Source organism: Bradyrhizobium sp. USDA 4452 (genome assembly GCF_054063575.1).
In genome coordinates this window covers 111,270-121,922 of the sequence record NZ_JBSSGK010000002.1, presented here as the reverse complement: position 1 = coordinate 121,922, position 10,653 = coordinate 111,270, and the positions used below count along the sequence as shown (strand labels likewise).

The 10,653-nt window shown below is 62.6% G+C and carries 12 protein-coding genes; all 12 read left to right on the top strand.

Going from position 1 to position 10,653, the window contains the following annotated elements:
• Window positions 1-12 precede the first annotated feature (12 nt).
• The 12 genes from ACVISU_RS42030 (at window position 13) to ACVISU_RS41975 (ending at window position 10,632) form a co-directional block, all read left to right on the top strand.
• A complete protein-coding gene (locus ACVISU_RS42030; protein WP_028340244.1) occupies window positions 13-2,280 on the top strand; it encodes a hypothetical protein in 2,268 nt (755 codons plus the stop codon).
• 12 nt (window positions 2,281-2,292) lie between these two features.
• Entirely contained in the window at window positions 2,293-2,484 is a 192-nt protein-coding gene (locus ACVISU_RS42025) for a hypothetical protein (protein ID WP_028340243.1), read from the top strand.
• 3 nt (window positions 2,485-2,487) lie between these two features.
• Entirely contained in the window at window positions 2,488-4,005 is a 1,518-nt protein-coding gene (locus ACVISU_RS42020; protein WP_028340242.1) for a pyocin knob domain-containing protein, read from the top strand.
• A 6-nt stretch (window positions 4,006-4,011) separates the two neighbouring features.
• Entirely contained in the window at window positions 4,012-4,587 is a 576-nt protein-coding gene (locus tag ACVISU_RS42015) for a hypothetical protein (protein WP_456711032.1), read from the top strand.
• A gap of 74 nt (window positions 4,588-4,661) precedes the next feature.
• Window positions 4,662-5,909, top strand: coding sequence for a phage tail sheath subtilisin-like domain-containing protein (locus tag ACVISU_RS42010; RefSeq protein ID WP_456711031.1), 1,248 nt, complete (start codon window positions 4,662-4,664; stop codon window positions 5,907-5,909).
• On the top strand, window positions 5,843-6,100 hold the full coding sequence (locus tag ACVISU_RS42005) for a hypothetical protein (protein ID WP_456711037.1): 258 nt from the start codon (window positions 5,843-5,845) through the stop codon (window positions 6,098-6,100). The genes ACVISU_RS42010 and ACVISU_RS42005 overlap by 67 nt, the downstream gene beginning before the upstream one ends.
• A 105-nt stretch (window positions 6,101-6,205) precedes the next feature.
• Entirely contained in the window at window positions 6,206-6,724 is a 519-nt protein-coding gene (locus ACVISU_RS42000; protein WP_456711036.1) for a phage major tail tube protein, read from the top strand.
• A 79-nt stretch (window positions 6,725-6,803) separates the two neighbouring features.
• On the top strand, window positions 6,804-7,079 hold the full coding sequence (locus tag ACVISU_RS41995; protein ID WP_028340240.1) for a phage tail assembly protein: 276 nt from the start codon (window positions 6,804-6,806) through the stop codon (window positions 7,077-7,079).
• The gene (locus ACVISU_RS41990; protein WP_155258438.1) at window positions 7,040-7,240 is read left to right on the top strand and encodes a hypothetical protein; all 201 of its coding nucleotides are present in this window, start codon (window positions 7,040-7,042) and stop codon (window positions 7,238-7,240) included. The genes ACVISU_RS41995 and ACVISU_RS41990 overlap by 40 nt, the downstream gene beginning before the upstream one ends.
• Window positions 7,241-7,281: 41 nt before the next feature.
• Window positions 7,282-8,025, top strand: a complete 744-nt coding sequence (locus ACVISU_RS41985) for a hypothetical protein (protein WP_456711030.1) — start codon at window positions 7,282-7,284, stop codon at window positions 8,023-8,025.
• Entirely contained in the window at window positions 7,949-9,856 is a 1,908-nt protein-coding gene (locus tag ACVISU_RS41980; RefSeq protein ID WP_456711035.1) for a phage tail tape measure protein, read from the top strand. The genes ACVISU_RS41985 and ACVISU_RS41980 overlap by 77 nt, the downstream gene beginning before the upstream one ends.
• Entirely contained in the window at window positions 9,853-10,632 is a 780-nt protein-coding gene (locus ACVISU_RS41975) for a hypothetical protein (protein ID WP_456711029.1), read from the top strand. Before ACVISU_RS41980 ends, ACVISU_RS41975 begins: the two co-directional genes overlap by 4 nt.
• Window positions 10,633-10,653 lie beyond the last annotated feature (21 nt).

The window sequence follows — 10,653 nt, the reverse complement described above, 5'->3', positions numbered from 1 at the left end:
AAGAGGCCCTCAATGGACCGCAAAGTTATCTTTCGCGACTATCAGGAACAGGTCGCGACCGACCACAACAATCTGCAGGAATATGCCCAGCAGGCGATGGACAACATCGTTGCGGACGGCATCAGCGCATCCCGGAAGTTTTCGGGCCTGATGGTGACCAAGACCGGCCAGGTCGAAGTCACGGTTGGCGCCGGCCGGGTCTACGACTTGGGCGCCGTCTATGGTCGCCGTGCCGTCCTGACGCAGTCCGTGGCCACCTATGTGGCCGCCGCAGCTCGCCGCATCGTCACCGTTTCGGCCTATGGCCAGGAAGCGGAGACGGACATCCAGACCCGCGATTATCTGACCGACGTCGACACCGGCACGGTCGAGCCCCGCGCTGTGTCGATGACCGAGTCCCGCGATGCTCAGCTGGTCTTCACGGCCGGCGCTGAAGCCGCTGACCCGGTTCCTCCGGCGGTGCCCGCGACCCACGTCGTGATCGCCCACATCACGCTGGACACCACGCAGATCATCTCGATCGACATGCAGGATCAGAACGCGGTCGTCTCGACCGACGCTCTCGACATCCGCACCGACCTGCTGGAGACCTTCCGCGGCATCATCGAGCCGCGAGTGACCTCGCTGGCATCGGACTTGGCCGACCTCGCGAACCGCGTAAAGGGCCTGGCTGACCAGTCGGATCTCTCCCGGGTCTACCTGGACCTGGCGCGCGTGAAGGAGAGCCTGCGTTATCCGGACGACGCTTCCGGCTTCGACGCCGACTTCTTCCTGATGCCGAACAAGTCGGACTACAACAACACGCTGTTGCTCGGCTACGACGCAAAGGTCGAAGAGGGCATCCGGTTCAACGACGCCAACAAGAACCAGTTCGAAATCTCGCTGTTCTCGGCGAACGATCCGAACGCGTCTCTGGCCGGCGGCTACTTGATGCCGAAGTACAGCAACATCCTGAAGATCCAGACGGGCCCCTACACCTCGTCGCTCGGCATCTCGCAGTACGGCTATCAGGTGCATTCGATGCAGGTCGGCTACATGGCCCGTTCGCGTGTCCGGTACGGCGGCAGTTACACGGTCTGCACCAACGGCAACAACTTCAGCACCCCGGGTCAAGCGGTCGATACCACCAACCTGTACGACTTCAACACCACGGGCTTCACGACGGTTCAGAACAACGGCGCGTCGTGGGATCATCCCTACGCCTGGCAGCGCACGGACTACTACTGGATCGACACCTGGCAAGAGCCGTTCATGTACGAGGTCACCACTGACCTCTCGATCACGGGCGCGCAGGTTGCTCAGACCTTCCTGGTCTCGAACGACATCATCGCGACCCAGCTCGGCTTCTACATCACGGCCAAGGCCGCGAATGAAGACATACACCTCGCGCTCTGCGAAGTGACCGCTGGTATGCCCGACCTGTCCAAGGTCTGCCTGAAGACGACCTACCCGCAGGCCCAGATCGGCACGGGTTGGAACATCTGCCCGATCCAGCCGACCTTCCTCGGGAAGGGCAAGCGTTACGCGCTCGTGTTCATCTCGAACGCGAACCACCAGATCGGCATGACCTCCGGTCAGAACTATCTGGACGGCACGTTCTTCTACTCGACGGACGGCATCTACTACATGGGCGACCTGACCAAGGACATGATGATCCAGGTCTACGGCGCTCAGTTCGCTTCGGCTCAGGTCGCGATCGAGTTCGCTCCGATCAACCTGGACGGCGGCTTCCGGGATATCGACATCCTGGCTGAGCAGTGGGTTCCGGGTTCGTGCCAGCTCGTCTACGAGATGCGGCCGAACGGCACCGGTCAGTGGCAGCCGCTGATCGCGGACAACGCCGGCATCCTCGCCGTCGCTCCGCCGCTGGCGCAGTTCAGGGCTCGGTTCATCGGCACTCAGGACATGATGCCGATCCTGCATCTGACGGGTTCGCGCGTGACGGTCTCGCGGCCGAAGACGGTCTTCAAGCACGTCTCGACCAAGCTGACCGTGCCGGCGATGGCAAACGCCGCGAACAACCTGACGTTCGTGAACCTGCTCGAAATGTTCGATCCGACGCCGCACACCTACGGCATCTCGGTTCGGGTCGGCTCGACGGATTACACGCCGAACGCGACCGTCACCGAGCTGAAGGACTCGAAAGCGAAGCGCTACCAGAAGACTTACACGTTCAGTCTCCCGGCCGGCACCACGCAGTTCACGATCGTCCAGACCGGAACGACCAACTCTCCGCAGGTCACGTACCACGTCGCCGAGCGGGTCTTCTACACCAAGTAAGGAATCCACTTCATGGCAGACAATGAAAACGGGGCCGCTCCGGCGGCTCCGAGCATCGACCCGAACAAGAGCTATCGCCTGACGCTCGCTCGGGCCGTCGAAATCGCTCCCAAGATCTGGGCGCGTCCCGGCAGCGACGTGGTCGTCAAGGGTTCGCTGATCGCCGACTACGGCGATGCGGTCACCAGCTACGAAGAGGTCTAAGACGTGGCTCGCCGGTATGATCAGTACTACCGGGTAAAGCCGAGGGATAACCTCGGCGACCCCGAATATTGGAACCGGCGTTTCGATGACATCGATCGCCGCGTTTCTTCGAACGAGGAAGAACTCGATGCCATCGACGGTCTGACCGCCTACATTGAGGGCCTCGCTCTCAATCGGTTGGACCTGGTCTTGGCGCCAGCGCTCGACAAGATCGCGCTGGTGTCGGAGCAGGGCTTCTTGCTCGCTCACTCCAATTCACAGGTGACGCTGGACGTGAACACCACCCAGGTGTTTGCGATCCCGGATCTGGCGGAGCGCGAGCTGTTCGCGCCGTCGCCGTTCGTCACCATCGCCCGCAAGGGCAGCATGACCGACTTCGCCTTCGCCGAGCTGGTCGCTTGGGATAGGAATTCCGGGCAACTGACGGTGCGACCGCGGGCAATCTTCGGAAATCCCGGCCCATTCATCGACTGGGTAATTTACGTCGGCACCGCTATCCAAGAGGCGGTCATGGACACCCTCGCGAAGTGCGAGGCGGCCCGTGATCTGGCGCTCCAGTACAAGGCAAATGCGGATGCCGACGCTGCTGCAACGGCAGCCGATCGGGCGGCTATCGGTCTGATGAAGGGTGATACCCTTGCGGCTCGCGATGCGGCTCAGTCGTATGCAGCTGCTGCCCAGACCTGGGATCCTTCGCTCTTCTATTCGAAGGTGACAGTCGATGCGACGTTTGTCGCGTTCGGCAAAGCGCAGGGCCTCAGTGCTGCTCAGCAGGATCAGGCACGCAAGAACATCGGTGTTCTTCAGACGCAGCCGATCGCCGTTGGGACGGACTTCAATTCCATCCTCGCTCCGGGCACCTACTACAACACCGTCCCCAACAACCCCAACGCCCCCGCTGCGGGGTACTGGTACCTCAGCGTCGAGTCCTACGGGAGCAACCCGACGCACTACGCGCTTCAGCGGGCGGTTCAGCTCGACACGAACACCGCAGTCGTCATGTATGTTCGCGTCTTCGCGAATGACATCTGGACGCCGTGGCGCAAGGTCATGCTGGGGGTCAACAACCTCGCGGACGTTGAAAACGCCGCACAGGCGCGAGCGAACATCGGGGCCCAGGCGAACCTCGGCTACACGCCGGCAAACCTGGCTGGCTCTGCGTTCTCTGGCAACATCTCGGCCCCCGCCGTCATCGCGACCGGCAATGCGTGGGCCTATGGCGGCGTCCTTTATCTCAACTCGGGTGGCACCGGATATCTCCAGTACATGGGCGGAGCTGCTTACTACCTCGGTAGCGCCGGCTACATCTGGCACGCGGGCAACGTCAACCCGGTGGTCAGCATGCGAACCGTTTATGCTGGCGATTGGAGTCCAGGTTGGGGCGGAGGACTGGAAGAGCCCTATGGCGGGAATGCGGTCGTTACCGGCGTAACCGGGAACAGCGGCTATACGGCTGCTCGATATCGATACATCCAGTATCAAGTCGCCTCCGGATCCTGGTACAACCTCAACGTGGCATAAGCTGACATGAACATCATCAACCACGGCACTTGGACGCGATACGAGCCTGACCCGTATCCCGCCGATCTCCCGCCCGGGGTCATCTTCGCGAAGAACGATGCCACGGGGCAGGATTGGTACGACGCTCTCTATGGAGAGACGCCGCTCTGCGCCGCCGACAGCGTCAAGGTCACCGCGACGAAAGAGGCGGATGGATCGTGGCGCCTCCAGGCAGCGAACAAGGACGCGACGAAGGTGTTTCCGATCGGCGGCCTCTTGCTCGAAATCACCGGCTACACCGGAGCCGACCCTCAGGCTGACTTCGGTCAGAAGAGGTACGACCCAGCATCCAATGCGATCGGGGCGTTTCCCGCGCGTGCCCGCTCGGCGTCGCCGCGGCAGATCATGCTGGCGATCAACCAGTTCGGCTTGCGTACGCAGGTCGAAGACTGGGTCAAGACCCAGGACCAGGACACCCAGGACAACTGGAACTACGCGACAGAATTTGTCGAGGACAATCCGCTGATCGTCGCCTGCGTGGCCGCCGTTGGAAAGACGGAGGCCGAGAAGACGGCGCTCTTCGACTTGGCGCTGACGTTCTAGCCGACCGACCAACACCAACAACACCCAAGCCAGGCCGCTCCCTAACCGGGGCGGCCTTTTCTTTTGGAGAACCCATGACTGTTCAATACCTCCACGGCCTCGAGACGATCGAACTCGACAGCCCTTCCGGCCCGGTTGAGACCGTCAAGTCGAACGTGATCGGCTTGGTCGGCACGGCGCCGGACGCTGACCCGGATATCTTCCCGCTCAACACTCCGGTGCCGGTGTTCGCCGACGCACTGAAGGCGGGTCAGCTGAAGTCCACCGGCACGCTGCTCGACGCGGTCGACGCCATCTACAGCCAGAAGTCGGCTGTGATCGTGGTGACCCGTGTCGCCGAGGGCGAGACCCAGGAAGAGAGCTGGTCGAGCGCGGTCGGTTCGCCGTCCGGCAAGACCGGCATCTGGTCGCTGCTCAAGGCTCGCCCGATGCTCCGCGTCGTGCCGAAGCTGCTCGTCGCTCCGGGTCTGACCGGCGGTCGCCCGACCAACGGCGTCAAGAACCTCGTGATCGGCGACCAGGGCAGCAACTACGTGCTCGCCACCACGAACATCACCATCCAGACTCCCCCGACTGGCGGTCGCCAGGCGAAGGCGGTGGCGCAGGTGGTCGGCGGAAAGCTGACCGGCGCGATCATCACCGACCCGGGCTACGGCTACACCGACATCCCGACCGTGACCATCACGGGCGCAGGCGCGGGGGCTTCGGTCACCGCAACGCTGGGGCACGTCGCCAACCCGGTCGGCGTCGCCTTCGCCTCGATCGTCGACCGCCTGCGTGCGGTGGCGTTCCTCGACGGCCCCGGCACCTCGTATGAGGACGCGGTCGAGTACCGGCAGGACTACGGCAGCCAGCGCATCTCGATCATCGATCCGGGTGTTCTGAGCTGGGATACCGAGAACTCCGTCTACGTGCAGAAGCCTGCCTCGGCCTACGCGGCCGGCATCCAGGCCCGCGTCGATGAAGAGAGGGGCTTCTGGTACACGTTCTCGAACGAGCTGATCCAGAACATCGGCGGCCCGTCGCGCCCGGTCGACTTCATGCCGAACGATCGTGACTGCGAAGCGAACATGCTCAACGCGGCCCAGGTGACGACCGTCATCCACGACGACGGCTTCCGCTTCTGGGGTGTGCGTGGCACCGGCACCGACCCGCTCTGGGCGCACCTCTCGGTCCGCCGCACCGCGGACATGGTGTACGAGAGCCTGGAGCGCGCCGAGCGCAGCCGCATGGGGATAAGCCGTTCAGCCTCCAGCTGCTCGCCGACATCCAGCTCGACGTCAACTCCTACCTCCGACTGCTCCGCTCCCGCGGCGCGCTGATCGGCGGCAAGTGCTGGATCGACGCCAACATCAACACCCCGGCGACCTTCGCTGCAGGCGAGCTGTCGGTCGACTTCGATCTCGAACCGCCGGCGCTCCTGGAGCACCTGCAGTTCCGCGCTCGGCGCAACCCGCAGTACTACGTCGACTTCATCGAAGAGTTCAATCGGTCGGTCGCCACCAACGGCTAAGGCGTAGCACTCCAACAACAACCCAAGAAGAGCCAACCGAGCCGCTCGATCCCTCGTGGATCGGGCGCGCTTCGGCGTGGCCGGAGAGATAAATGACCACGAGCAATCTTCGCGACTCCAACATTCTCCAGGACTTCACCGTCTGGATCGACGGCGTCGGCAAGATCGGCGAAGCGCCGAACTTCCAGCCGCCCGAGATCAACATCGCCGTGGAAGAGTTTTCGCGGCGGCGGCATGGACGGCACCGTCGAAATTCCCTTCGGCATCGAAAAGATCGAGTTCGATTTCACCCTCCATACCTGGGACGAACAGATCTGGACGAAGCTGGGCTACGGCCCGGGTTCGCTCGACGTGCCGATCACGTTCCGCGGCTACCTGCTCACCCCGGGCGGCGGCGACAAGGGCGTGGTGATCACCACGCTGTGTCTGGTGAAGGCGATCAAGACGGGCAAGGCGGAAGCCGGCAAGAAGGTCGAAATGACCATCAACGTCTGCGCCAACTACTACCAGCACAACATCGACGGCAATGTCGTCGCTGAAATCGACGTCTTCAACAAGGTCACCATGATCGGTGGCGTCGACAAGAGCGCGAACGCGCGCCGGATCCTCGGCTTCACCTCCTAAGGCTCAGCCAGGCTCCCAACTCAGGCCCCGTCATTCGGCGGGGCCTTTTCTTTTTCCCCAGCAATAGGTGTGCAAACCAATGGCAAACGAAATCAAGCAGGAAACCTTCAACCTCTCCCATCCCTTCGAGTACCGCGGCGCGACGTACGTCGAGATGAAGGCTCGCCGCCCGAAGGTGCGCGACCTCCGCAACTTCATCAAGAACATGGAGAAGGACGCCATCGCCGCGATGGAGAAGGTGCTCGCCGATCTCTGCGAGGTCGACGAGAAGGTGATCTCCGAGATCGACGTCGAGGACTTCGCTCCGATGAAGAAGTGGTTCGAGGATTTTTTGAAGCCCATGGCGAGCGAATAGCCCGCATCATCCAAGACGCATTCCCGGTCTTCGAGCGTTTCCACTGGACGCTCGAAACCGTGGATCGAATGGACTTCGACGACTTCATCCTCGTCGCTGACGGCGTCCAAGCACTGAACCAACGAGACGCCGAAGCAATCAAAGCTGCCCAGGGCAAATAGCGCCCTGGGTTTTTTCTTTTGCGCATAGCCAGGGAGCTGCAATGGCCGACGAACACATGAAGATGATTGCCGAGCTGGAGTTTCGCTCCAGCGGCTCGGCGACCATCGCAGCTCTCCAGGCGAAGATTAAGGCTCTCAAGGAGCAGATCAACAAGAGCTTCGCGAAGAATGCCATAACGACGCCGATCGTGTCGCCCCAGCTGATGAGGGACCTGCAGGGGACCGGCAAGGCCATCAACGGCCTGACCAAGAAGTACGTCGACATGGCCAAGGAAGCTCGCGAACTGGGCCAGATGAATGCGCGTGTCTACAAGGGCATGCAGCGAGACATTCAGGCGCACGCGCGAGCTTGGCAGAAGGCGACGGGCTCCCAGAAGGACGACCTCGCCAAGTCGCTGAAGGAAAAGATCAAGTATCACCAGGCTTATCGCTCGGTCTACAACAAGGAAAACCAGCGCGTCCTGGGCATGACGGCGTCTCTGCACAAGGCAGAGACCGATCTGCATCTAGCCCAGTGGCGTAATCGGGACCGCATCGATCGGCAGCAGCGAGCTGCAGCGCTTCGATCTCGCGCCGCGTTTTGCGGCATCCATGCGCACCGTCGCAGGATCTGTCCGCAGCGGCAGCTTCCAGGCCGGCCTCATCGGCGGCGGCTTGATGTATGGCACCGGCCGCGCCGTCAGTTCGGCGATCCGATCGGCCACCGACATGGATCGTGCGGAAGCCAACGCCCGCATCAACATGGACGAGAAGGATATCCCCGGCGGCTTCGCCGGCCTTCGTGAGCGCATTCTGCCGAAGTCCGTTCAGCTCGGTCAGGACCCGGCGCGGTTCATGCAGACCGTCGTTGAGGCCGCCAAGGCCGGCGTTCCGGAAAGGATGTCGGAACAGACGGGCGAGATGGTCACCATGCTCGCCAAGACCTTCGGTGTCGAAGCGGACCAGGCCATGGACGGCATGGGCTATGCGATCGCGCAGGAATTTGGTGCCGGCCGATTGAAGGACATCAAGGGTGTCCGTCGTCTCGGCAACATCGCCGCGTTCCTGGCTGCAAAGACCGCCGCTCGTCCCGACCAGATGTTCTCGTTCCTCCGCACCGGTATGGGTTCCGGCGCGCTGCTGGGCATGAACCAGCAGTCGACTCTGGCGTTCGGCGCCTCGGCCATCCAGGCCGGTGCTCAGGGCCAGCAGGCCGCTCGATTCCTCGGCAGCCTCGGTGAAACGCTCGCCGAACTGACGATGGAAGCGAACGCCATCACCAAGAAACACCATCGGTCCGAGAAGGACCGGCTGTTCATGAGCCTCCCCGGGCAGCTGGGGTATGGCTCGTACGGCGAGATCGAGCAGAAGCTCAAGAAGGACCCCAACAAGGGTATCTTCGACCTGATCAGCTCGTTCCAGAAGATCAAGGCGCCGCTCGATCGGCAGAAGGCGATGTCGGCAATGTTCGGCGCCGACTTCGGTCGGTTCCTGGCGAACATGATCGCATCTCCCGAGATGCTCAAGCGAACGAAGGAGCTGGCAGAGCAGGCGGCAAACCAGACGGAAGGCAACGACTTCATCAGCGAAGCGTGGGGTGAGTACAGCAAGAGCCTCGAGTTCTTGATGGGCCGCATCAGCGCCACCTGGAAGGTCATCAAGACCGAGCTGGGATCCACTTTCAAGCCGTTCGTCGAACAGCTCAGCCAGTACGTCTCTGACTGGTACGACGCAGTCAAGACCGGAGGCATGAAGGACAAGCTCACCGCAGTCCTGAACGGACTGACGGAAGGCTTCCTCGGTAAACCTGGCACGTTCCGCGACCTGCTCGAGTCGATGTTCGGCAAGCCCGGCGAGGGCGGTATCGGAAAGACCGAGACCTACTTCAAGTTTGCTCGTGGCTTCGCCACCGGTCTGCGAGAAGTCGGGGAAATGATCTCCAACGTCATGTCGAAGGTGTCCAGCTACTTCGGCGCCAACGGCGACGCGGAGGCGATGGGTCGCTTCACTGCTAAGATCATCGCTCTGGTCGGCGCGCTCGTGATCCTCGGCCCGGTCATCTCTGTCCTATCCTCGTTCGTGACTCTGGTTGGCGCTCTGGCGGCCATCTTCGGCTCACCGGCACTGGCTGCCGGCGTCGCAACTGCGCTCCAGAACTCCGGCGTCAACAAGTCGAGGATCAGGGAGAAGGGCGAGTCCTACGAGTCCTGGCAGAAGCGGATCGCCGACGACAAGAAGAGCCGCTATCACCTGCAGTCCGGTTGGGGCTTCAACCCGGCCGACGTCCACCCGATGAACTACCTGGGTGACAAGCTCGACAAGTTCGGCGGCAAGATCGAACGAGCTTCGCTCATGAGCACCGACTTCAGCGCCATGCGGCGCGGTGGCGGTCTCGGCTACGCCTACGAAGGTGCCGGCTCCTCTTTGGCTGGCGGCGGAGGTGGCAGCGGCACGCGCCTGCTCAATGGCGTCGGCACTCCCGACGCCCTGATCAAGAACGTCACGCCGGGCGGCTCGCTCCCAAACTTCGGTGTTGGGACGGGCGGCATCATCGGTCGTGGAAGGGTTAGCTCCGGTGTCGGCAGTGCTCCAGATGTTGGGACACCAGCGTCCCCGCTGGCGGCCCGGCTGACATGAGCGTTGGCCAAGGCTTGGGTGGAAACGCCTTCCTCGCTGCTCGACGCGCTCGCTTCGAGCAGGAGCTGAAGGACGATCCGACCCTGAGAATGCACCTCGCTGCAATGCAGGCGACCGAGGGCGCGAGCAGGGGCGGTACGATCGAAAGCCTCATGAACCGTGCGGACATGCAGGGCAAGACCATGCGTCAGATGCTCGGCTACAGCGCCGATGGCCGGATCAACCCGAGGAGCTTCTACGGTCCCATCCGTCGAGGCGAACTTGGGCCGACGATCGAGCGACTGAAGCGCAATCCGAAGGAGTTCGCCAAGTACGACGCGCTCACGAACCGCGCGCTCGCCGGCAGCCACATCATCGGTGGTCACACCGACCAAGGCTTGCCGACCGATCCCAACGGGTCGGCGCGAACCGGCATCCCCGGGCTCAGACTCAGGGATCCGAAGACCGGCAGGCTGGACGGCAACGAGTTCACCGACTGGGTCGGTCCTGGCTCAGCCTACGGCAAGGGTCGCCAAGGCGCGATCAACTATCGCAGGTTCATCGAGCAGCACATCAACGATGTGCCGTCGCCGGCCGATGCGATCAAGAACGTTCCTGCGGCTCCGCAGTCTGGCGTCCCGATGAGGGGCGACTTTGGCGGCAGCGGCCGGGGTAGCGTCGCGATCCACATCAACGGCAACAGCCACGATCCGGAAGCTCTCGCAACGCTGGTCCAGCGCCGCGTCGACGAGCAGATGAACTGGCGGACCCACGACACGGACTCCGAATACACCTAACGCGAATAGCTCGGCCCTACG